General features: G+C 63.9%; 22 protein-coding genes and 2 tRNA genes. 13 read left to right on the plus strand and 11 right to left on the minus strand.

The genetic code is table 11. The annotated features are described in order from the left end of the window. Window positions 1-149: 149 nt before the first annotated feature. A complete protein-coding gene (locus ASG27_RS09865; RefSeq protein WP_056415436.1) occupies window positions 150-1,289 on the minus strand; it encodes a S1C family serine protease in 1,140 nt (379 codons plus the stop codon). A gap of 134 nt (window positions 1,290-1,423) precedes the next feature. Here ASG27_RS09865 and ASG27_RS09870 point away from each other — a divergent pair, with 134 nt between their 5' ends. After that, on the plus strand, window positions 1,424-2,185 hold the full coding sequence (locus ASG27_RS09870) for a Nif3-like dinuclear metal center hexameric protein (RefSeq protein ID WP_056415439.1): 762 nt from the start codon (window positions 1,424-1,426) through the stop codon (window positions 2,183-2,185). Between the two features lie 200 nt (window positions 2,186-2,385). After that, window positions 2,386-3,414 (plus strand): 4-hydroxythreonine-4-phosphate dehydrogenase PdxA, encoded by a 1,029-nt coding sequence (gene pdxA / locus ASG27_RS09875; RefSeq protein WP_056415442.1) that lies wholly within the window; start codon window positions 2,386-2,388, stop codon window positions 3,412-3,414. Window positions 3,415-3,753: 339 nt separating this feature from the next. Here the strand turns inward: pdxA and mscL are convergent, their stop codons facing one another. Beyond that, window positions 3,754-4,188 carry a large conductance mechanosensitive channel protein MscL gene (gene mscL, locus ASG27_RS09880; protein WP_056161229.1) on the minus strand — a complete coding sequence of 145 codons (435 nt, stop codon included), beginning with the start codon at window positions 4,186-4,188 and terminating at the stop codon, window positions 3,754-3,756. Between the two features lie 152 nt (window positions 4,189-4,340). Between mscL and petA the strand changes: the two genes are divergently transcribed. The 6 genes from petA (at window position 4,341) to ASG27_RS09910 (ending at window position 8,599) form a co-directional block, all read left to right on the plus strand. Then, the gene (gene petA, locus ASG27_RS09885; RefSeq protein ID WP_056161231.1) at window positions 4,341-4,940 is read left to right on the plus strand and encodes a ubiquinol-cytochrome c reductase iron-sulfur subunit; all 600 of its coding nucleotides are present in this window, start codon (window positions 4,341-4,343) and stop codon (window positions 4,938-4,940) included. A gap of 11 nt (window positions 4,941-4,951) precedes the next feature. After that, window positions 4,952-6,367 (plus strand): cytochrome b, encoded by a 1,416-nt coding sequence (locus tag ASG27_RS09890; RefSeq protein WP_056415445.1) that lies wholly within the window; start codon window positions 4,952-4,954, stop codon window positions 6,365-6,367. Window positions 6,368-6,384: 17 nt separating this feature from the next. Beyond that, entirely contained in the window at window positions 6,385-7,140 is a 756-nt protein-coding gene (locus ASG27_RS09895) for a cytochrome c1 (protein ID WP_056415448.1), read from the plus strand. 111 nt (window positions 7,141-7,251) lie between these two features. Then, a complete protein-coding gene (locus tag ASG27_RS09900) occupies window positions 7,252-7,863 on the plus strand; it encodes a glutathione S-transferase N-terminal domain-containing protein (protein ID WP_056161237.1) in 612 nt (203 codons plus the stop codon). Window positions 7,864-7,924: 61 nt separating this feature from the next. Next, on the plus strand, window positions 7,925-8,473 hold the full coding sequence (locus ASG27_RS09905) for a ClpXP protease specificity-enhancing factor (RefSeq protein ID WP_056415451.1): 549 nt from the start codon (window positions 7,925-7,927) through the stop codon (window positions 8,471-8,473). A gap of 50 nt (window positions 8,474-8,523) precedes the next feature. Further along, window positions 8,524-8,599 (plus strand) — tRNA-Thr (locus ASG27_RS09910). A 44-nt stretch (window positions 8,600-8,643) separates the two neighbouring features. Here the strand turns inward: ASG27_RS09910 and ASG27_RS09915 are convergent. Continuing rightward, window positions 8,644-8,943, minus strand: a complete 300-nt coding sequence (locus tag ASG27_RS09915; RefSeq protein ID WP_056415454.1) for a hypothetical protein — start codon at window positions 8,941-8,943, stop codon at window positions 8,644-8,646. Between the two features lie 31 nt (window positions 8,944-8,974). Between ASG27_RS09915 and ASG27_RS09920 the strand changes: the two genes are divergently transcribed. The 5 genes from ASG27_RS09920 to ASG27_RS09940 all read left to right on the plus strand — a co-directional run bounded on the left by ASG27_RS09920 (window position 8,975) and on the right by ASG27_RS09940 (window position 15,957). Then, on the plus strand, window positions 8,975-9,970 hold the full coding sequence (locus ASG27_RS09920) for a M23 family metallopeptidase (RefSeq protein ID WP_235503986.1): 996 nt from the start codon (window positions 8,975-8,977) through the stop codon (window positions 9,968-9,970). A gap of 137 nt (window positions 9,971-10,107) precedes the next feature. Beyond that, on the plus strand, window positions 10,108-12,879 hold the full coding sequence (gene secA / locus ASG27_RS09925) for a preprotein translocase subunit SecA (RefSeq protein ID WP_056415461.1): 2,772 nt from the start codon (window positions 10,108-10,110) through the stop codon (window positions 12,877-12,879). 161 nt (window positions 12,880-13,040) lie between these two features. Beyond that, entirely contained in the window at window positions 13,041-14,270 is a 1,230-nt protein-coding gene (gene argJ / locus ASG27_RS09930) for a bifunctional glutamate N-acetyltransferase/amino-acid acetyltransferase ArgJ (RefSeq protein WP_056415464.1), read from the plus strand. Between the two features lie 205 nt (window positions 14,271-14,475). After that, on the plus strand, window positions 14,476-15,342 hold the full coding sequence (locus ASG27_RS09935; protein WP_056416319.1) for an ATP-binding protein: 867 nt from the start codon (window positions 14,476-14,478) through the stop codon (window positions 15,340-15,342). Between the two features lie 183 nt (window positions 15,343-15,525). Next, window positions 15,526-15,957, plus strand: a complete 432-nt coding sequence (locus tag ASG27_RS09940) for an NUDIX domain-containing protein (protein WP_056415467.1) — start codon at window positions 15,526-15,528, stop codon at window positions 15,955-15,957. Between the two features lie 120 nt (window positions 15,958-16,077). Here the strand turns inward: ASG27_RS09940 and ASG27_RS09945 are convergent, their stop codons facing one another. From ASG27_RS09945 to ASG27_RS09980, 8 genes are all read right to left on the minus strand, one after another. Further along, window positions 16,078-16,308, minus strand: coding sequence for a DNA gyrase inhibitor YacG (locus ASG27_RS09945; RefSeq protein ID WP_056416322.1), 231 nt, complete (start codon window positions 16,306-16,308; stop codon window positions 16,078-16,080). A gap of 42 nt (window positions 16,309-16,350) precedes the next feature. Then, entirely contained in the window at window positions 16,351-17,106 is a 756-nt protein-coding gene (gene zapD / locus ASG27_RS09950; RefSeq protein ID WP_056415470.1) for a cell division protein ZapD, read from the minus strand. Window positions 17,107-17,191: 85 nt separating this feature from the next. After that, window positions 17,192-17,818 (minus strand): dephospho-CoA kinase, encoded by a 627-nt coding sequence (coaE, locus tag ASG27_RS09955; RefSeq protein ID WP_056415472.1) that lies wholly within the window; start codon window positions 17,816-17,818, stop codon window positions 17,192-17,194. Between the two features lie 9 nt (window positions 17,819-17,827). Continuing rightward, window positions 17,828-18,712, minus strand: coding sequence for a prepilin peptidase (locus tag ASG27_RS09960; RefSeq protein ID WP_056415475.1), 885 nt, complete (start codon window positions 18,710-18,712; stop codon window positions 17,828-17,830). Further along, a complete protein-coding gene (locus ASG27_RS09965) occupies window positions 18,712-19,929 on the minus strand; it encodes a type II secretion system F family protein (RefSeq protein ID WP_056415477.1) in 1,218 nt (405 codons plus the stop codon). The genes ASG27_RS09960 and ASG27_RS09965 overlap by 1 nt, the downstream gene beginning before the upstream one ends. Before the next feature lie 15 nt (window positions 19,930-19,944). Continuing rightward, window positions 19,945-21,687, minus strand: a complete 1,743-nt coding sequence (gene pilB / locus ASG27_RS09970) for a type IV-A pilus assembly ATPase PilB (RefSeq protein WP_056415480.1) — start codon at window positions 21,685-21,687, stop codon at window positions 19,945-19,947. Between the two features lie 127 nt (window positions 21,688-21,814). Then, a tRNA-Pro gene (locus tag ASG27_RS09975) sits at window positions 21,815-21,891 on the minus strand. A 34-nt stretch (window positions 21,892-21,925) separates the two neighbouring features. Beyond that, window positions 21,926-22,855: a polyprenyl synthetase family protein gene (locus ASG27_RS09980; RefSeq protein ID WP_056416325.1), complete on the minus strand. Its 930-nt coding sequence runs from the start codon at window positions 22,853-22,855 to the stop codon at window positions 21,926-21,928. Window positions 22,856-22,919 lie beyond the last annotated feature (64 nt).

Here is a 22,919-nt window from a genome sequence, read left to right on the forward strand (position 1 = left end):
GGCAGGGCGGACCAGGGCACAGCGGTCATTCGCCACATCGGCGTGCCTCCCGGGCACGCCGGATCTTGGACGCGGCTCCCGACAACCCCTTGCCGCACATGCCGGTATCAGGGGCGCGCCGCCCCACGGTTCAACGTGCCACCGGTCGGTTACTGGCGCCTTTTCGGCTTGGGCCGCACGCCGGGGGTGATGTTCAGCTCCACCATCTTGTCGGCGCGCTGCACATTGAACGGGGCGGCAGTCCCTGGCTTGAGTCCGGCCACGGCGGTCAGCAGCTCCGACACGTTGCCCACGTTCTTGCCTTCCACCTTCACGATCACGTCCCCCGGGCGCATGCCGGCCTGGGCGGCAGGGCCGTCCTGCAGCACGCCGGTGATGATCACGCCTTCGGTCGCCTTCACGCCGAAGGTCTCGGCCAGCTCGGGCGAGAGCTCGTTGGGCTCCACCCCGATCCAGCCGCGGGTGACCTGGCCGTCCTTCACGATGCCGTCGAGCACCAGCCGCGCCGTGGACACGGGAATGGCAAAGCCGATGCCCATGCTGCCGCCGGAGCGCGAGTAGATCGCGGTGTTGATGCCCATGAGGTTGCCGTTCACGTCCACCAGCGCGCCGCCCGAGTTGCCGGGGTTGATGGCGGCATCGGTCTGGATGAAGTTCTCGAAGGTATTGATCCCGAGTTGCGTGCGGCCCAGCGCGCTCACGATGCCGCTGGTCACCGTCTGGCCCACGCCGAACGGGTTGCCGATGGCCAGCACCTGGTCGCCCACGGCCAGGCCGTCGGAATTGCCCAGCACGATGACCGGCAGCTTGTCGAGCTCGATCTTGAGGATGGCCAGGTCGGTGTCGGGGTCGGTGCCGATCACGCTCGCCCGCGCACGGCGGCTGTCGGTGAGCGTGACCTCGATCTCGTCGGCCCCTTCGACCACGTGGTTGTTGGTGAGGATGTAGCCGTCGGGGCTCACGATCACGCCGCTGCCCAGCCCGGCCTGGGCCTGCGCACCCTGGTCACCGAAGAAGAACTGGAACCATGGATCGTTGCTGCGCGGATGGCGCACCGCCTTGCTGGTGTTGATGCTGACCACGGCGGGCGCGGCCTTGCGCGCGGCGGCGCTGAAGCTGCCGGCCACCGGCTGGCCCTGGGGCGTGGCCGGTGCTTCCAGCAGAGCAATGCCCGCGCCGGAGCGCGTGGTGCCCCGGCCGAGCCAGTCGGGTTGCAGGGTGGCGACAACGAAGTAGGCGGCGACAAACACGGTCACGGCCTGGGAAAAGAGCAGCCAGATGCGCTTCATGGGGTCCTGTCGAATGGTCGAAAAACGAAGAAGCCGCGTCGGGCCCCGTCGGTGGGGGCGCGGCATTGCTTCCTGTGCGCCATTGTCCCCCAAGGCCGCAACTATGGGCGCTGGACGCGCGCGACAATAGGCGCATGAGCATTTCCCGCACCGCGCTTTTGCAGGCCTTCGATGGCCTGCTGCAACCCGAACGCTTCAAGGACTACGGCCCCAATGGCCTGCAGGTCGAGGGCAAGCCTGAGGTGCGCCGCATCGTCAGCGGCGTGACCGCCAGCCGCGCGCTGATCGACGCGGCCATCGCCGCGCAGGCCGACGCCATCTTCGTGCACCACGGCCTGTTCTGGCGCGGGCAGGACGGCCGCGTCACCGGCTGGATGAAGCAGCGTCTGCAGCGGCTGCTGGCGCACGACATCAACCTGTTCGCCTACCACCTGCCGCTCGATGCACACCCCGAGCTGGGCAACAACGCGCAACTGGGCCGCGTGCTGGGCTGGACGGCCGACGCGCGCTTTGGCGAGCAGGACCTGGGCTTTGTGGCGACCGCCGCATTCCCCGATGGCCAGGCGCTGGCGGACCATGTGGCCAGCACGCTGGGCCGCGACGTGACCCTGGTGCAGCCCGACCCCGATGGTGCACCGCAGCCCATCCGCCGTGTGGCCTGGTGCACAGGCGGCGCGCAGGGCTACTTCGAATCGGCCATTGCAGCCGGGGCGGATGCGTTCATCACCGGCGAGATTTCGGAGCCGCAGGCGCACCTGGCGCGCGAAATGGGCGTGTACTTCATCGCGGCCGGGCACCATGCCACCGAGCGCTACGGCGCGCCGGCCGTGGCTGGGCATGTGGCGAAGCAACTGGGGTTGGAGCACACGTTCATCGAGATTGACAATCCGGCATGACGCGCATGAAGTGCATGAAGTGCATGACGTGTACATCCGTGTCCCCAGCACTGGCATCGACCCCTCCACCCCATGATCAGGAGCGCTGGCATGCTGAGCCTGCGCGCCCGGGTAGCAGGGTGGTTTACTATTAAATTCATAGCTGCTTGCGCTTGTCCATAGAGCGGTAGACAGTGATTTCATTCAAAACGCGGACTTCCATGAAGACACTGGCCATCACCCAAGGCGACCCCGCAGGCATCGGCCCCGAGATCGTGGCCAAGGCCTTTCGCGATGCGCCCGGCGACCTCAAGGGCTGCTTCGTGGTGGGCGACACCGCCACGCTGCGCCGCGCTGCCCAGGCCATTGCGCGCCGTGGCGTGCCATCGGTGCCCGTGGCGCAGATCGGCGCGCCCGCAGAGGCTGTGGACATGCCGCCGCGCTGCATTCCGGTCTTGCAACTGCCCGGCATTCCGGGCCCGCAACCCTGGGGGCAGATCAGCGCCGCTTCAGGGCGCGCGGCAGCGGACTGTGTGGTCTGGGCCACACGCGCGGCGCTGCGGGGCGAGGTGGCGGGGCTGGTGACGGCGCCGCTGCACAAGGAGGCCTTGTCGGCCGCAGGCGTTACCTTCCCGGGCCACACCGAATTGCTGCAGGCCGAGGCGGCCCACCACCAGGGGGTTGCGCTGTCGGCCATGCCCGTGCGCATGATGCTGGCCAGCGACGAGCTGCGCACCGTGCTGGTCAGCATCCACGTCTCGCTGCGCGAGGCCCTGGCAGCCGTCACGCACGAGAACATCCTGCAGACGCTGCAGATCACGCACGCCGCGCTGACCCGCAGCCTGGGCCGCGCCCCGCGCATGGCGGTGGCCGGCCTGAACCCCCACGCAGGGGAGGGCGGCCTGTTCGGCCGTGAAGAGATCGAGGTCATCGCCCCGGCCATCGCAGAAGCCCGCGCCCAGGGCCTGGATGCCCACGGCCCGTTCGCGCCCGATACGGTCTTCATGCGCGCCCGCCACACGCCCGCGCGGCCCGGCGAGTTCGACGTGGTGATCGCGATGTACCACGACCAGGGCCTGATCCCCGTGAAGTACCTGGGCGTGGACAAGGGCGTGAACGTGACCCTGGGCCTGCCCCTGGTGCGCACCAGCCCCGACCACGGCACCGCCTTCGACATCGCAGGGCAGGGCGTCGCCGACGCCGACAGCCTCATCGAGGCCGTGCGCATGGCGCGGGCGTTGTGTGGGTGAATTGCCCGCTGGCGCTTGATGATAAATCGCTGGCAGCTATCGTTAAGATAGCAAGCGGAAGAGGCGCCCTGAAGCCGGCACGCCATCTATGAAACTGGCACACCCCACGCCAGTGCACCCGTAGAACCGGCTTTGCCGGGCCACGGGGTGCGTCCCCCCACGGGGGAAGCGGCGCAGCCGCTCAGGGGGTTCCAATACTTCCCGTGGAACTGGCTCTGCCAGGCCACCGTGTGCGTCCCCCTCTGGGGCTGAGGCCTGCGGCCCCAAGCCTGCCTGCGCAGGCTTGGACAGGCCGAAGAGGCCGCGCCTGCGGCGCGCGCTACCGTGGCGCGCAGCGCCTCAGGGGGTTTTCTTCAGGCTATCGCGGATCTCGCGCAGCAGCACGATGTCCTCGGGCGTCGCGGCAGGCGCTGCCGGGGCGGCCGGGGTTTCGCGCTTGAGCCGGTTGATCTGCTTGATCATCATGAAGATGATGAACGCCAGGATGATGAAGTTGACCGCCACGGTCAGGAAGTTGCCGTAGGCAAACACCGGCACGCCCGCCTTCTTGAGGGCGTCGAGCGTCATCGCGGTGCCGGGCGGCACCGACCCGAGCACGACGAAGAGGTTGGAAAAGTCGAGCTTGCCGAACACCAGGCCCACCACCGGCATGATGAGGTCGGACACCACCGAATCCACGATCTTGCCGAATGCGCCGCCGATGATCACACCAACCGCAAGGTCGATCACATTGCCCTTGACGGCGAACTCTCTGAACTCCTGCATCATGCCCATGGTGCCCTCCTGGCTGCGTGAAATGTCGATGCGCGAGTATTGCCCAGAGTCAACCCCTGTCAACCCACCCCGCATGCGTTTGAAATAACCATTTTCACTCCGCTACAATTCGCGGTTGACCCCAATGTAGCGATGATCAATCGAGGATCCCCATGAGTGACACTCCAATCGACTCCAGCAAGCGGACGTGGATCATCACGTCGGCATGCGCTGGTGCGGTGGGCGGCGTGGCAACCGCCGTTCCTTTCGTGAGTACGTTCCAGCCCTCCGAGCGCGCCAAAGCCGCCGGGGCTGCAGTCGAGGTGGATATTTCCGCCCTCAAGCCGGGCGAGAAACTCACCGTGGAGTGGCGCGGCAAGCCTGTCTGGATCATCAAGCGCACCCCGGAGCAGCTCGCCGAGTTGCCCAAGCTCGATGGCCAGCTCGCCGACCCCAAGTCCGAGCGCAAGCCCTCCGAGCTCACCCCCGAGTACGCGCGCAACGAAGCGCGTTCGATCAAGCCAGAGATTTTCGTGGGTGTGGGCATCTGCTCGCACTTGGGTTGCTCGCCGTCGGACAAGTTCCAGACCGGCGCACAGCCTTCGCTGCCCGACGACTGGAAGGGCGGTTTCCTGTGCCCTTGCCACGGCTCCACGTTCGACATGGCCGGCCGCGTGTTCAAGAACAAGCCCGCGCCCGACAACCTTGAAGTCCCTCCGCACATGTACCTGTCCGACACGCGCCTCGTGATCGGTGAAGACAAGAAGGCTTGACGGAGAACGACATGGCCCACGAATTCAAAGAAATCTCCCCCAACGCCCCGATCAGCGCACAGGTCACGAACTGGTTCGAGAACCGGTTCCCCACGGCCTTCGATGCGTACAAGGTGCACATGTCGGAGTACTACGCTCCGAAGAACTTCAACTTCTGGTACATCTTCGGCTCGCTGGCCCTGGTCGTGCTGGTGATCCAGATCGTGACCGGCATCTTCCTGGTCATGCACTACAAGCCCGACGCCAACCTGGCGTTCGCTTCGGTCGAGTACATCATGCGCGATGTGCCCTGGGGCTGGCTGATCCGCTACATGCACTCCACGGGCGCGTCGGCGTTCTTCGTAGTGGTGTACCTGCACATGTTCCGCGGCCTCATCTACGGCAGCTACCGCAAGCCGCGCGAGCTGGTCTGGATCTTCGGCTGCGCGATCTTCCTGTGCCTGATGGCCGAGGCCTTCATGGGCTACCTGCTGCCCTGGGGCCAGATGTCCTACTGGGGCGCCCAGGTGATCGTGAACCTGTTCGCCGCCATCCCGTTCATCGGTCCTGACCTGGCCCTGCTGATCCGTGGCGACTACGTGGTGGGCGACGCCACGCTGAACCGTTTCTTCAGCTTCCACGTGATCGCCGTGCCGCTGGTGCTGCTGGGCCTGGTGGTGGCGCACTTGCTGGCGCTGCACGACGTGGGCTCCAACAACCCCGACGGCGTGGAAATCAAGGGCCCGCAGGCCCCCAAGGACGCCAACGGCAAGCCCCTGGACGGCGTGCCCTTCCACCCCTACTACACGGTGCATGACATCTTCGCGCTGAGCATGTTCCTGATGGCGTTCACGGCCGTGGTGTTCTTTGCCCCCGAGTTCGGCGGCTACTTCCTCGAGTACAACAACTTCATCCCGGCCGATCCGCTCAAGACCCCCGCGCACATCGCGCCGGTCTGGTACTTCACGCCGTTCTATTCGATGCTGCGTGCCATCACCACCGAAATGATGTACGTGCTGGTGCTGTGCGTGGTGGCCGGTTCGGGCTTCGGCATCCTGAAGGCGCGGCTTCCGAGCTTCGTCAAGGCCGGCATCGCTGTGGTGGCCATCGCGGTGATCGCGATGATGCTGTCCATCGACGCCAAGTTCTGGGGCGTGGTGGTGATGGGTGGTGCCGTGATCATCCTGTTCTTCCTGCCCTGGCTGGACCACAGCCCCGTCAAGTCGATCCGCTACCGCCCCGACTGGCACAAGTACCTGTACGGCGTCTTCGTGATCATCTTCCTCATCCTGGGTTACCTGGGCGTGCAGCCACCGTCCCCCATCGGCGAGCGCGTGTCGCAGGTCGGTACGCTGTTCTACTTCGGCTTCTTCCTGCTGATGCCCTGGTGGAGCCGCATCGGCAAGGCCAAGGCCGTGCCCGACCGCGTGACCTTTGTGGCGCACTGAGCCTGGAGACAACAACAATGAAGAAACTCATCCTCACGTTGATCGCCGCCCTGGGTATCGCCACGGGTGCGCAAGCGGCCGAAGGCGGCATTGCCTGGGACAAGGCGCCCAACAAGACCAACGACCTGGCATCCCTGCAAAACGGCGCCAAGGTGTTTGTCAACTACTGCCTGAGCTGCCACTCCGCGGCGTTCATGCGCTTCAACCGCCTGCGCGACATCGGCCTGACCGAGCAGCAGATCAAGGACAACCTGCTGTTCACGACCGACAAGGTCGGCGAAACCATGAAGGCGTCCATCGATCCCAAGCAGGCCAAGGAATGGTTCGGCGCCAACCCGCCCGACCTGACCGTGATCGCGCGCTCACGCGCCGGCCATGGCGGCACGGGTGCTGACTACCTCTACACCTTCCTGCGCACCTTCTACCGCGACGAGACCAAGGCCACGGGGTGGAACAACCTCGCCTTCCCCAGCGTGGGCATGCCCCACGTGCTGTGGGAAATGCAGGGCGACCGCCGCCCCGTGTTCGAAGAGCACGAAAGCCACGGCCACAAGACCCAGGTCTTCAAGGGCTGGGAGCAGGTCAAGCCAGGCACGATGACCCCGCTGCAGTTCGACCAGACGGTGGGTGATCTTGTGAACTACCTGCAATGGATGGGCGAACCTGCCCAGAACACCCGCGTCCGAGTTGGCGTGTGGGTGCTGATCTTCCTCGGTATCTTTACCGTCATCGCCTGGAGGTTGAACGCAGCCTTCTGGAAGGATGTGAAGTAAGCAGCACAAGCCGTCGATCCATGAGAAGGCGCCCTTCGGGGTGCCGCCGGATTGTTTGCAGAGTGGGCGCTGATGGCGTCCCACTCTTTTGATTTTTAGGAGCCTCCCACCATGATGGTGCTTTACTCGGGTACGACCTGTCCCTTCTCCCACCGCTGCCGTTTCGTCCTGTTCGAAAAGGGCATGGACTTTGAAATCCGCGATGTGGACCTGTACAACAAGCCCGAAGACATCAGCGTGATGAACCCGTACGGCCAGGTGCCCATCCTGGTCGAGCGCGATCTGATCCTGTACGAGTCGAACATCATCAACGAGTACATCGACGAGCGCTTCCCGCATCCCCAGCTGATGCCCGGCGACCCGGTGGACCGCGCCCGCGTGCGCCTGTTCCTGCTGAACTTCGAAAAAGAGCTGTTCGTGCACGTCAACATCCTGGAGTCGCGCGCGACCAAGGGCAACGAAAAGGCGCTGGAGAAAGCGCGCTCGCACATCCGCGACCGCCTGACGCAGCTCGCTCCCGTGTTCCTCAAGAACAAGTACATGCTGGGCGACAACTTCTCGATGCTGGACGTCGCGATTGCACCGCTGCTGTGGCGCCTGGACTACTACGGCATCGATCTGTCGAAGAACGCCGCCCCGCTGCTGAAGTACGCCGAGCGCATCTTCTCGCGCCCGGCCTACATCGAAGCGCTGACGCCGTCCGAAAAGGTCATGCGCAAGTAATCCTGGCCGTGCTCCCGGGCCTGCCCACTTTCTTTCATCCACTGCAGCCGCCACCTTGTTCATGACCGCCCAGGAATCCACCTCCACGCGCCCGTATCTCATTCGTGCCCTGTACGAGTGGTGCACCGACAACGGGCTCACCCCCTACGTGGCGGTGCGCGTGGACGATTCCGTGCAGGTGCCCCGCGAGTACGTGAAGGACGGCGAGATCGTGCTGAACATCAGCTTCGATGCCACGAGCGCCCTGCAACTGGGCAATGACTTCATCGAGTTCAAGGCCCGCTTCGGCGGCAAGCCGCGGGAGATCCTGGTGCCGGTGGGCCGGGTGATTGCGATCTACGCCCGGGAAAACGGCCAAGGGATGGCGTTCCCGCCACCGGTGGATGTGCTGGGCGGCACCACCGCAGGTGCGCCTTCCGTCATCGAGCCCGTGCCCTCTGCGGAGCCTGCGGCCGCAGCCAGCGTGGTGCCGTTGGCAGGGGCGGACGACCGTGTGGTGCAACTGGTCCCGGCGGACGAAAGCAAGAAGGACGAGGGGCCCGGCGACGATGCGCCACGCCCGCCGCCCACTGCGGGTGGCGCGCGTCCTTCGCTCAAGCGCGTGAAATAAGCGCGGTTTTCGATTTTTGGCTGCTTTTTCCGCGATAAAATGCAGCCCTCGCCGGTTTAGCTCAGTTGGTAGAGCACCCGCCTTGTAAGCGGTAGGTCGTCAGTTCGATTCCGACAACCGGCACCATTTTCTGGTTCCTTCTCCCTATTCCCTGGTTCAGACCCTGGCCGTCAGGTTTGAACTTTCAGGCGAATCACGTTAACCTCCCACCCCCGGGTGCGCAAATGCGCCCCCAATGCAGGCAGCAGCTGGCGGATTTTTGCCGCTGCAGCATTGCTCTTGACCAGCAGGCACCAGGAATCCCCGTCGATGGGACCCGCCTGGATCGCTGGGCGCAAGGTTGCGGGTATCAGCATTTCAATGGCTTTGAGCCGATCACTGGAGTCGCGTGTCAGCGCCGTCAGTCGGGCCAGCGTGGGAGAGTCCTCGCTGGCTTTCTGCAGGGTGACAGCGTAGTGGCGGCGGTTCATGGCGTGCGTCTTCGGGCGTGGAGAATTCGTAGTGCATCTGATTATCACGGACGCCCGGCTGGCACGCAGCCGCGCCATCCATCTGTCGGGTTCGCGCCTGGTCCTGGCGGGGCTGGGGCTGTCGCTGTGCCTCATGCTGGTGGCCGCCACGCTCTACCACTGGGTGTTCCTCAAGGGTGCGCGCGAAGGCTGGCCCATCGTGGGCTCGCTGGTGCGCCTGGTCGTGAAGGATGAGTTTGCCGAGCGCGACCGCTTCATGCGCGCCAACCTGGATGCCATGGCCCGCCGTGTGGGCGAGATGCAGGCCCGCATGGTGCAGCTGGAGTCGCTGGGCGACCGCGTGCTGGGCCTGGCCGGCATGGCGCCCTCCGACATCCAGAAGACCGACGCCCGCGGCGGGGTGCTGGTCGGCGCCCGAGACCTGTCGATGGAAGAGCTGCAGGCCACGCTCGACGAGCTGGAGCGCCTGACCAGCCAGCGGGTGGACCTGATGACGGTGCTCGAATCCCGCCTGTTCGACCAGCACATCCGCAAGAAGATGATCCCGACGCATGCGCCCGTCACCGGCCGCGCGGCGGGCTCGGCGTTCGGCTGGCGGGTGGATCCGATCACTGGACAGTCGGCGCTGCACACGGGCCTGGATTTCCAGGCCGACACCGGCACCGCCATCCTGGCGGCCGCGGGGGGAGTGGTTGTCACGCAGGAGTTCCATCCGGCGTACGGCAACATGATCGAGGTGGACCACGGCAATCAGCTGGTCACGCGCTACGCCCATGCCTCGCGCACACTGGTCAAGCAGGGCGACATCGTCAAGCGCGGGCAGAAGATCGCCGAAGTGGGCACCACGGGGCGTTCCACAGGGCCGCACCTGCATTTCGAGGTGCTGGTACAGGGGGTTTTCCAGGACCCGCAGAAGTTTCTGAGCGCGGGTGGCACCGTGCCTTCCAGTGCTCCCGGCCCGCAGGTCGCGTCGATCCAGCCGCGTGCTTCGCCTGCCCAGACTGCTGCGCCCACGGCGGGCAGGTAAAATCGCCGGTCCGGTGTTCACGGCCCAGGATTGCATTGCTTGCAATCCGTGGTGATGAACCCACCTGAACTCAATTCATCTTAGGGATTTCGGTCGCTTGGCGCGCTGATTTGCAGCGGCCCGGCGGTCCTGTTCGCATGGCCACCAACTTCCTCACCAAACTATTCGGCAGCCGCAACGACCGGCTCCTCAAGCAGTACCGCAAGACGGTGTCCCGCATCAATGCGATGGAGCCCGAGTACGAGAAGCTGTCGGACGAGCAGCTCAAGGCCAAGACGCAGGAGTTCAAGGAGCGCGTAGTCAAGGGCGAAACGCTGGACGACATCCTGCCCGAAGCGTTTGCCGTGGTCCGCGAGGGCTCCAAGCGCATCATGAAGATGCGCCACTTCGACGTGCAGCTGCTGGGCGGCATGGCCCTGCACTTCGGCAAGATTTCCGAAATGCGCACCGGCGAGGGCAAGACCCTGACCGCCACGCTGCCCGTGTACCTCAATGCCCTGTCGGGCAACGGCGTGCACGTGGTGACCGTGAACGACTATCTCGCCAACCGCGATGCGCAGTGGATGGGCCGCCTGTACAACTTCCTGGGCCTGACGGTGGGCATCAACCTGCCCAACATGCCGCGCGAGCAAAAGCAGGAAGCCTACCGCGCCGACATCACCTACGGCACCAACAACGAGTACGGGTTCGACTACCTGCGCGACAACATGGTCTACGAGGCCGCCGACCGCGTGCAGCAGGGCCTGAACTTCGCCATCGTGGACGAGGTGGACTCGATCCTGATCGACGAGGCGCGCACGCCATTGATCATCAGCGGCCAGGCCGAAGACCACACGGCGATGTACATCGCCATGAACAAGGTGGTGCCCCTGCTGGTGCGCCAGGAAGGCGAAGCCGACGCCCGCACCGGCGAAGGCGTGACCAAGCCTGGCGACTTCACGCTCGACGAAAAGACCCACCAGGTGTTCCTCACGGAGCAGGGCCACGAAAGCGCCGAGCGCATCCTGGCCAGCCAGGGCCTGATCGCCGAGGGCGCCTCGGTGTACGACCCGGCCAACATCACGCTGATGCACCACCTGTATGCAGCGCTGCGGGCCAACCACCTTTATCACCGCGACCAGCACTATGTGGTGCAAAACGGCGAAATCGTGATCGTGGACGAGTTCACCGGCCGCCTCATGTCGGGCCGCCGCTGGAGCGAAGGCCTGCACCAGGCCGTGGAAGCCAAGGAAGGCGTGAACATCCAGGCCGAGAACCAGACGCTGGCCTCCATCACCTTCCAGAACTACTTCCGCCTGTACAACAAGCTGGCCGGCATGACCGGCACGGCCGACACCGAGGCCTACGAGTTCCAGGAAATCTACGGCCTGGAAACCGTGGTCATCCCGCCCAACCGCCCGAGCAAGCGCGACGACCAGCTCGACCGCGTCTACAAGACCACCCGCGAGAAGTACGAAGCGGCGATCAAGGACATCCGCGAATGCCACGAGCGCGGCCAGCCCGTGCTGGTGGGCACCACGTCGATCGAGAACTCCGAAATCATCGACCAGCTGCTGAACAAGGAAGGCCTGCCGCACCAGGTGCTCAACGCCAAGCAGCACGCCCGTGAAGCGGACATCGTGGCCCAGGCAGGGCGCGCGGGCATGATCACCATCGCCACCAACATGGCCGGCCGGGGCACCGACATCGTGCTGGGCGGCAACATCGAGAAGGACATCGCGGCCATCGAGGCCGACGAATCCTTGTCCGAGTCCGAACGCGAGGCCCGCGTGGCCTCCGTGCGCGAACAGTGGAAGGTGGACCACGAGAAGATCAAGGCCCTGGGCGGCCTGCGCATCATCGCCACCGAGCGCCACGAATCGCGCCGCATCGACAACCAGCTGCGTGGCCGCTCGGGCCGCCAGGGCGACCCCGGTTCCTCGCGCTTTTACCTCAGCCTGGACGATTCGCTGATGCGCATTTTCGCGGGCGACCGCGTCAAGTCGATCATGGACCGCCTGAAGATGCCCGATGGCGAAGCCATCGAAGCCGGCATCGTCACGCGCAGCATCGAGTCGGCCCAGCGCAAGGTGGAGGCCCGCAACTTCGACGTCCGCAAGCAGCTGCTGGAGTACGACGACGTCTCCAACGACCAGCGCAAGGTGATCTACCAGCAGCGCAACGACATCCTGGATGCGGCGGACCTGTCCGACGTGATTGCCGCGATGCGCGAAGACTGCATGACCGACCTGGTGCGCCAGTACGTGCCCGCCGAGTCGGTGGAAGAGCAGTGGGACCTGCCGGGCCTCGAGAAGGTGCTGGCCGAAGAGTGGCAAGTCTCCCTGCCGCTGCAGCAGGAAGTGCAGGGTTCGAACAGCGTCACCGACGACGAGATCCTGGAGAAGGTGCTGCAGGCCGCCCACGCATCGTTCGATGCCAAGGTGGAGCAGGTCGGCCGCGAGAACTTCACGCAGTTCGAGCGCATGGTGCTGCTGCAAAGCTTCGACTCGAACTGGCGCGACCACCTGGCCGCGCTGGACTACTTGCGCCAGGGCATCCACCTGCGCGGCTATGCGCAAAAGCAGCCCAAGCAGGAGTACAAGCGCGAGGCGTTCGAGCTGTTCCGCCAGCTGATCGACCTGGTCAAGAACGAGGTCACCAAGATCCTCATGACCGTGCAGGTGCAGTCGCAGGCGCAGCTCGACCAGGCAGCCCAGGACATGGAAAGCCGCGGCGAGAGCATCGCAAACGTGACCTACACCGCCCCCACCGAAACGGGCGATGTGGAAACCACGCTGGGCGCGCAGGCGCAGGGCGCATCTGGCGAGCCGCTGCCGGAAGAGCTGCAAGGCCTGCGCATCGGCCGCAACGACCCCTGCCCATGCGGCAGCGGCAAGAAGTACAAGCAGTGCCACGGCAAGCTGGCTTGATCTTGTGACTCACGCAACACGGGCTTCGGCCCGTGTTTTCATTGGCGCGCCACGGTTTTCCGCATAATTGGCCGCAGTCTTCATCGGGCGAATGCCGTATGCCGGGCAACTGGCCCGTGCCGCATCCGTCTCCTTCTTCCAGATAGAAAGGCCCAGACCCCATGCCTGTGAATCTCGTTGCCCCCGTTGCCGCCGACCTGCATCCGATCGCCGGCGTGCGCATCGGTGTGGCCGAAGCCGGCGTCCGCAAAGCCAACCGCAAGGACCTCACCGTCTTCCTGCTGGACGAGGGAGCCAGCGTGGCTGGCGTGTTCACGCAGAACCGATTTTGCGCGGCGCCGGTGCAGATCAGCCGCGACCACCTGGCCAGCGGCCAACCGATCCGCGCGATGCTGATCAACACCGGCAACGCCAACGCCGGCACGGGCGCTGACGGCCTGGCGCGTGCGCGCGCGACCTGCATTGCCCTGGCGCGCCAGCTGAGCGTGGCGCCCGAGCAGATCCTGCCGTTTTCGACCGGCGTGATCATGGAGCCCCTGCCCCATGACCGCATCGAAGCCGGCCTGCCTGCGGCCATCGCCGACGCACAGCCGGGCCACTGGGCCCGCGCGGCCGAAGGCATCATGACGACCGACACGCTGCCCAAGGCGTTTTCTGCCCAGGTGCAGATCGGCGGCGCCACGGTGTCCATCACAGGCATCAGCAAGGGCGCGGGCATGATCCGGCCCAACATGGCCACCATGCTCGGCTTCATGGCCACGGACGCCTGTGTGGCCCCTGCCCTGATGCAGCAGCTGGCCCGCGAGCTGGCCGACGGGTCCTTCAACCGCGTGACCATCGACGGCGACACCTCGACCAACGACTCGTTCGTGGTGGTGGCGACCAACAAGGCCGCACACGCGCCCATCACGTCGCTCGCCAGCCCCGAGGGCCAGGCCCTGAAGGCGGCCATGCTGGCCGTATCGCAACAGCTCGCCCAGGCCATCGTGCGCGACGGCGAGGGTGCCACCAAGTTCATCACCGTGCGCGTGGAAGGCGGCAAGACGGGCGAGGAGTGCCGCAAGGTGGCGTATGCCATCGCCCACTCGCCGCTGGTCAAGACGGCGTTCTACGCCAGCGACCCCAACCTCGGCCGCATTCTGGCGGCCGTGGGCTATGCGGGCATCGACGACCTCGACCAGACTGGCATCGACCTGTACCTGGACGACGTGCATGTGGCCATCCAGGGCGGGCGCAACCCGGCCTACCGCGAAGAGGACGGCCAGCGCGTGATGAAGCAAAGCGAGATCACGGTGCGGGTGCTGCTGGGCCGTGGCGACGAGGCCGACACGGTATGGACCTGCGACTTCAGCCACGATTACGTGACGATCAACGCCGACTACCGGTCTTGATCCAGCAGGGCGCCCCGATGCCGGTGTGCCGGTATGCCGGTATGCCGGCATGGGGCGCATCGCAGGCCCGGGCGACGAAGCACTGCTTCGTGCTTACCTGGTTGCTTGCTTCTTTGCTTGCCAGCGTGCTTGCAGGCCTGCGGATTCAGGATGCTATCGATTTAATAGCTGCTCGCGCTTGTGGTTCAAGCGCCAGGTGCCAGAAATGAACGAAAAATTTGAACATCTGATCGAGCGGGCCGAGCAACTCATCGCCCGCATCGAGTCCGTGCTGCCCCAGCCTTTGGGGGCGCCTGACTGGTCGCAGGCCATCGCCTGGCGCTACCGCAAGCGCAGCAGCGGCCACGGCACCCTGGAGCCGGTGCGCCATGTGGCGGCCATGGCGCTGTCGGACCTGAAGGAGATCGATGCGCAAAAGGAAAAGATCGAGCGCAACACGCAGCAGTTCGTGCAGGGCCGCCCGGCCAACAACGTGCTGCTGACGGGCGCGCGCGGTACCGGCAAGTCGTCGCTCATCAAGGCCTGCCTCAACACCTACGCGCCCGAGGGCCTGCGCTTGATCGAAGTGGACAAGGCGGACCTTGTCGACCTCCCGGACATCGTCGACGTGGTGGCCGGCCGCCCCGAGAAGTTCATCGTCTTTTGCGACGACCTGAGCTTTGAAGACGGCGAACCGGGCTACAAGGCGCTCAAGTCCATTCTGGACGGGTCGGTGGCCGCGTCCACGCCCAATGTGCTGATCTACGCCACCAGCAACCGCCGCCATCTGCTGCCCGAATACATGAAGGAAAACCTCACCTACACCCATACCGAGGACGGCGAAGTGCACCCGGGCGAAGTGGTGGAGGAGAAGATCTCGCTGTCGGAACGGTTTGGCCTGTGGGTGAGCTTCTATCCCTTCAGCCAGGAGGAATACCTCGCCATCGTCGCGCAATGGCTGTCGTCGCTGGGCGTGTCTGCAGACGCTATCACCGCGGCGCGGCCCCAGGCGCTGGTCTGGGCACTGGAGCGCGGCTCGCGCAGCGGGCGCGTGGCCTACCAGTTTGCGCGCGACCATGCGGGGCGGGCATGAAGGGGCTGGTGTCATACCGGTGCACCGGAGTCGCGGCCCGGGCGGTTGCTTCGTCGCAGGGGGCATCGGCAGCATCGGCGCCGTGGCCCCTCGCAGGCTGTGGAAGCACCCTGTGCCTGTGCCTGGTGGCTGCTATCGGCCTGGCGGGTGCCACGCCATGGCGCGGCGGTGAAAGGGATTGCCATGGCTGAGGAGCGCCAACACACCGAGGTCGCCGTCGGCATCCTGGTGCGCGCCGACGGCGCCCTGCTGCTGTCGACCCGTCCGGCGGGCAAACCGTATGCCGGCTATTGGGAGTTTCCAGGCGGCAAGCTCGAAGCAGGCGAGACCGTGGAGCAGGCTCTGCGCCGTGAACTCATCGAAGAGTTGGGCGTCACCATCGGCCCGGCGGTCGTGTGGAAGGTCACGGAGCACGACTACCCCCACGCGCTGGTGCGCCTGCACTGGTGCAAGGTGTGGGCGTGGAGCGGCGACTTCGAGATGCGTGAGGGCCAGGCGATGGCTTGGCAGCAGATGCCGCTGACGGTCGCTCCTGTTTTGCCTGGAGCCTATCCGGTGCTGCAATGGCTGGCCGAAGAGCGCGGTCTGTCCTTCACACCGCCGCCCGCTGCGTGACGCTACTGAAATAATAGCTTGCGGGGCTTGACTGGTGCGCGGTAGCGGGCGTTTTCATGCCCAGCATTGCTGGGTGGTGTCCAAACAGCCGCGCCACCGGCCTGTCAGTCGGGCCGGTTGTCAGTGCTCCGTGCGCGGGTCGCCGTACTGGGCATCGCCCGGTGGGGCTTCTGCAGGCATGCGGAAGTCCTCGCTGGCCCAGGCACCCAGGTCCACCTGCTTGCAGCGTTCGCTGCAGAAGGGCCGGTAGGCATTGGCGGGGCTGTACACGCTGTCGCCGCCGCAGCTGGGGCACACCACGATGCGTTCCTGGGGGGTGCCCGTCGTCTGGGGGCGGGGGGTGGGGGCCATCTTCTTCGTCATCCTCACATCACAGGCAGTGCCAGCCCGGGATCAAGCGCACAGGGTCAGCTCGAAGGCTGCATCCTCGTTGCTGGCGTGCAGCCGGGCATCTTCTTCCAGCCGCATGAGGCGCACCGACACGATCAGGCGGTTGCCGCTGATCTCGGGGATCAGGTTCAGGCCGGGGTCGATGCGCAGGCGCAGCAACTGGAACGTGCGGCCCTGCGGCAGGTTCTGCTGGAACTGGCCGCGCTCGGCCGCCACCTTCTGCGGCACGCCGGAGTCGCGCAGCAGCTTGAGCAATACATAAATGGATTCGGCCAGCGGAGCCAGGGTGGACGCCCACTGCTCCAGGGCTTCCTGGCGCTGGGCCGGCGGATTGTGCTGCCAGGCGTAGTAAGCCGGCAGGTCGAACCCGCAGGTGCCGCCCGGAATGCCCACGCGGCTGCGGATGCTCATCAGCCAGTCGTTCTCGGTCAGCACGTGGCCCGACTTGCCCGACTGGGTATTGAGCGCGTTGAAGCAGCGGTCCAGCTGCGCGATCACCGCATCGAGCGCTGCCTCGGAAATCGAGGGGTTGCCGCGGTAGCTGTCGAGCTGGTGCTTGTGTTTTTCGATGTCCTTGAGAACATCGGCCTTCAGGTCCGCCCGCGCGGCCACGTCCATGATCTCGAAGATCGTGACCAGTGCGAAGTGGTGGTCCAGAGCGTGGGCACGGGGGATCAATTCCCCCAGGCGCCGAAAGAGCTGCTCCAGCCGCAGGTAGGTGCGCAGGCGCTCGTTGAAGGGATATTCGTAAAGGATCACGCTGGCGGGTTCCTGGGGGCTCAGGGAGTATTCTGACGCCGGTGGCGCACGGCAGGGGGTGAAAGCACAAACGGTTTCTCCCGCATCATAGCCCGAACAATGCTGCTGTCTGCCGTGCCTGCTCGTGGAGCTGGTCGAGCGTGCAGTCTGCGTCATTGGCGATGATCGCATCGGCCACCGCACGGCGAGCGGTCCTGCTGGCCTGGGAGGCGATGATGCCTTCGACGGTTTCGCGGCTCAGCCCGCTGCGCCGCATCACGCGGGCGACCTGCGTTTCGGCCGCGCAATCCACCACCACGACCGCATCGAGGCGGCCCGCCCACCGCCCCGACTCCGCCAGCAGGGGAATATCGAACACGATCAGCGGGCGGCCAGCGTCGGCCGCCTGCTGCGCCATGAGATTGCTGTGCAGCGTGACCAGGGGGTGGACGATGCCCTCCAGCTGGGCCCGGGCCTCCGGCCGGGTGAACGCGAGCGCCCGCATGCGCGTGCGGTCCAGCGCGCCCGTCGCCGTGTCGACAAAATCGCTGCCAAAAGCGGCTGCGATGGCCGGCATGGCGGCCCCTTGCGGCCCCGTGACATCCCGCGCAATCTGGTCCGCATCGATGAGCGCAGCACCTTGCGCTTGCCAGAAGTGGCCCACCGTGCTCTTGCCGCTGCCTATGCCGCCAGTCAGGCCCAGGCGCACTGGGCGGTGGTTGCGGTGGGTCATGGGTGTGTGCTACAGGCCGAAGAGCTTCAGCACCGCCTGAAGAATGGCCTGGGGCCCGAAGACCATCGCGGTAAACCCGGCACCGACCAGAAAAGGCCCAAAGGGCACGTACCCACCCTCGCGCAGGCCGCTGGACATCTTCATGCCAATGCCGATGATGGCGCCGATGACCGACGACATCAGGATGATGGGCACCAGCGCCTGCCAGCCAAACCACGCGCCCAAAGCGGCAAAAAGCTTGAAATCGCCGTAGCCCATGCCCTCCTTGCCCGTCGCCAGCTTGAAACCCCAGTACACCAGCCACAGCGAAAGATAGCCCGCAGCGGCACCCGCCACGGACGCCTGCAGCGTCACGTCGGTCCATTGCAGGGACGACGCCAGCAGGCCTGCCCACAGCAAGGGCAGGGTGATGTCATCCGGGAGGAGTGTGGTGTCCCAGTCGATGAGCGCGAGGGCCACCAACGCCGCGGAAAAGCCGCACCATGCGATACCGGTGGGGGTCACACCCCAGCGCTGGATGCAGAAGAAGAACAGCGCGCCGGTGGCCAGTTCCACCAGCGGGTACCGGACCGAGATGCGGACCTTGCACGCCGAACACCGGCCACGCAGGAAGAGGTAGCTCAGGACAGGAATGTTCTCGAACCACTGCACCTCGTGCCCGCATGCAGGGCAGCGGGACCGTGGGGTCATGAGGTTGAACGCGGGTTGCTGCTGCTCCGCGACCGCGTCGCCCTGCAGGGAGTCGTCAGCACCTGCAGCCATCGACGCGAGTTCAGCAGCCCATTGCCGCTCCATCATCTTCGGGAGCCGATAGATGACTACGTTGAGGAAGCTTCCGATCAACAGTCCGAATATTCCGCCGAGTCCTGCGTTGAGCCAAACTTCCATCTCCATCAGACGACTTGGCCCAGTTTGAAGATGGGCAGGTACATCGATACCACGATGCCGCCGATCAGAGTGCCCAGGAAAACGATGATGATAGGTTCCATCAGGCTGGACAAGCCCGCGACCATTTCATCAACTTCAGCTTCGTAAAAATCGGCTGCTTTACCGAGCATGTGGTCGATGGAGCCGGATTCTTCGCCGATTGCGCACATCTGAAGGACCATGGAAGGAAAAATATTGGCATTGCCCATTGCCGCGGTCAGGCTGGTTCCTGTAGATACTTCTTGCTGAATCTTCTCAGTGGCCATTGAGTAAACAGAGTTTCCTGATGCGCCCCCTACCGAGTCCAATGCTTCCACCAGAGGCACCCCTGCCGCAAACATGGTTGCCAGTGTTCGAGTCCAGCGTGCCACGCAGGATTTGTCGATCAGGGCACCAAAAATCGGTACCTTGAGCAGTATCCGATCCATGAACATTTGCATCTTTTCGTTTCTTTTCCATGCTTGCATGAAAAAGAAGAAGCCAGCTCCAATAGAGCCAAAGATCAACCACCACCACTTCACAAATATTTCACTAACTGCCATTACAAACAAGGTGGGAGCAGGCAGATCAGCTCCGAATGATGTAAAGACTTCCTTGAATGCTGGAATCACGAAAATCATGATCACTGCAACCACTACAAAAGCCACAATAATCACAGATATTGGATACATCAAGGCAGATTTAATCTTCGACTTGATGGCTTCGGTTTTCTCCATGTAGCTGGCAAGCCTATCGAGAAGTGCTTCAAGAATACCTGCTGCCTCCCCAGCCTCCACCAGGTTGCAATAAAGGTTGTCAAAGTACATCGGGTGCTTGCGAAATGCAGCATTCAAAGAAGTACCTGTTTCAACATCCAGACGTATGTCGTTGAGCAGTTTGGTGACGCTGGCATTTGTATTGCCTCGCCCAACAATGTCAAAGGATTGAAGAAGCGGAACACCCGCCTTCATCATGGTTGCAAGTTGCCGCGTAAACAGTGCAATGTCTTTCGGCTTGATTTTCTTGCCGGACCTCATCCGGCGTTTTTTGATTTTTGTCGGAAAGACACCTTGGCGCCGCAGGGTGGCCTGGACCTGATTTTCGCCGACTGCTCTTACTTCTCCGCGCACGATCTTGCCGTGGCGGTCCTTGCCTTCCCATTCGAATACAAACTCTTTGATGTCCCGTGATGCAGCGGTTGCCATATGATCCCTCTACTCTTATTCGTTGGTGACAGCAAGGACCTCTTCCACAGAGGTGAAGCCCAACTTTGCCTTGTTCAGACCAGATGCTCGGAGGGACCTGACCCCCTCGAGTTTGGCCTGTTCTGCGATTTCCAGGGCGCTGCCATCACGCAAGATAATGCGTTGAATATCTTCGGAGATGGGCATCACTTGATAGATGCCAACACGGCCTTTATACCCATTGTTGCAGGCGGAACAACCCACCGGACGATACGTCACCCAGGAGCCATCGAGGTCCTCTTCCGGGTACCCAGCTTCCACCAGAGCCTCATGCGGGATGTCTGCCGGTGCCTTGCATACGGGGCACAATCGGCGCGCAAGACGCTGTGCGGTGATCAATATCACGCTGGACGCGATGTTGAAGGGCGCAATGCCCATATTGCGCATCCGTGTCAATGTGGTGGGCGCATCATTGGTGTGCAGTGTGGACAATACCAAGTGACCCGTCTGTGCAGCCTTGATGGAAATATCGGCAGTTTCCAGGTCACGAATTTCACCCACCATGATGATGTCCGGATCCTGGCGCAAGAAGGATTTCAGCGCGACTGCAAAGGTGAGGCCTGCCTTGTCATTGACATTCACCTGATTCACACCCGGAAGGTTGATTTCCGAAGGATCTTCTGCCGTGGCGATATTGACGCCCGGCTTGTTCAGCAGGTTCAAGCAGGTATAAAGCGAAACCGTTTTGCCGGAACCCGTAGGTCCCGTCACGAGAATCATCCCGTACGGGCGGCTGATCGCCTGCAGCAGGCGCTCCTTCTCTTCCGGCTCGTAGCCCAATGCATCAATACCCAGCTTCGCGCTGCTGGGGTCCAGGATACGGATCACGATCTTTTCGCCAAACAATGTCGGGAGCGTACTCACCCGAAAATCGATGACGCGGTCCGGCCCGACCTTGAGTTTCATTTTTCCATCTTGGGGCACGCGCTTTTCGGAGATGTCCAGCCGGGATATCACCTTGATGCGGGAGGCGAGCTTGTCCTTGATGGCGATCGGCGGCGACGCAATCTCACGCAGCTCGCCATCGATGCGAAATCTCACGCGGTACTGATGTTCATACGGCTCGAAATGCAAGTCGGACGCACGCATGTTGAAGGCGTCCAGGAGCATCTTGTGCAGGAACTTGACAATGGGAGCATCTTCGACATCGCCGCCTGCGCCCGCGTCGTTGTTGTCGGGGGCTTCTTCGACTGCGACATCATCAAATTCAAAATCGCCGCCGGTGGAGTTCAGTGCATCCAGTGATTGGGTTGCAGATTTGCTGCTGGATTCCACCAATCGGCTGAGTTTGTCATACTCCGCAATAATCCAGTCCACCCCCATCTGGGTCGTGAACTTGATTTTCTCCGCAGCTTCCTGGTCCGTAGGGTCCGCGGTCGCAACAATAAGCCGGTTATTGCGTTTACTGAGAACGACGACCCGGTAAGCCTGACAAATCTTGGGATCCAGCAGTTCCTTGGGCAGGCGCAGGGGGTCGATGGCCTCCAGGTCCAGCAGGGGGGCGCCGAACACGGCCGACACCGTGTGGGCCAAATCGGTGGCAGAGACTGCGCCAGAACCCGTCAGCTCGGCGATAAAGCTCGTCCGGCTGATTTGTGATTTTTTGTAAATATCCTCGGCCAGCTTTTGGGTCAGTTTGCCGGCAGAAATTAACGCCCGTCCCAGTCCAGGGAGGGCCACCGCAGAAGCTTCTTTGGGGGCAGTATCAACAGCGGCCATGTAACCGGGGATGTGTTAGGTTTGGAAAAGAAACCATCCTATCATCGCCGATCGTGTACAGGGTGTACAGCGCCGGGTATTGGCAACAGCGCCACACAATGGGCGCTCATTCCCAAATCAAAAATCATGGTCGGGGTGAGAGGATTCGAACCTCCGGCCTCTACGTCCCGAACGTAGCGCTCTACCAGGCTAAGCTACACCCCGTACGGCCTGCTGAGGGCAGGCGCGTGTTGATCCCTTAATGCCGCCGTGCCAGCAATTGTGCCGCCAATTCCAGCAATCCGGACGTGTAGGCATTGCCAGGCAGTTGCTCGGCGGCGGCGATGGCGCGCCGTGCCTCTGCGAACGCGGCGGCGCGGGTGACGTCCAGGGCGCCAGTCTCCCGCACGATCTGCACCACCTCTGCCAGTCGTTCGGTCGATCCTTCCTCGATCGCCGTGCGCACGACTTGGGCCTGCTCGGCCGAGCCGCGCTGCATGGCAGCGATGAGGGGCAGCGTGGATTTTCCCTCGCGCAGGTCGTCTCCCAGATTCTTGCCCATCTCCTCGGCGTCGCCGTCGTAGTCGAGCACATCGTCGATGATCTGGAACGCGGTTCCCAGCGCCTGCCCGTAGGTGGCGCACGCCTCTTCGATGGCGGGGGGGCTGTCGGCCAGCACGGCGCCCAGACGGGCGCTGGCCTCGAACAGCTTGGCGGTCTTGGAGCGGATGACCCGCAGGTAGCCTGCTTCATCGAGCGACGCGTCGTGCATGTTCATCAACTGCAGCACTTCGCCCTCGGCGATCACATTGGTGGCCTCGGAGAGGATCTCCATGATGCGCATGCTGCCGGCCTCGACCATCATCTGGAAGGAGCGCGTGTGCAGGAAATCGCCCACCAGCACGCTGGCGGGGTTGCCGAAAGTCTCGTTCGCAGTGGGGCGGCCCCGGCGCAGGGTGGATGCGTCCACGACATCGTCATGCAGCAGTGTCGCGGTGTGGATGAGCTCCACCACGGCGGCAAGGCTGTGGCGATGGCCGCCGCGGTAGCCGAGTGCGCCGCACACCATGAGCAGTAGCGCAGGCCGCAGGCGCTTGCCTCCGGCCGCAATGATGTACTGGGAGATCTGGGCCACCAGGGGGACGCTGGACGTCAGTCGCTGGCCGATGACCTTGTCGACCTCGTGCATGTCTTGTGCAACGAGCAGGAGGGGGGAGGCTGCAGAGGCGGTGTTGTCAGTCAAGATGGTGGCC

It is taken from the genome of Acidovorax sp. Leaf191, assembly GCF_001424425.1.
Taxonomy (GTDB): domain Bacteria; phylum Pseudomonadota; class Gammaproteobacteria; order Burkholderiales; family Burkholderiaceae_C; genus Acidovorax.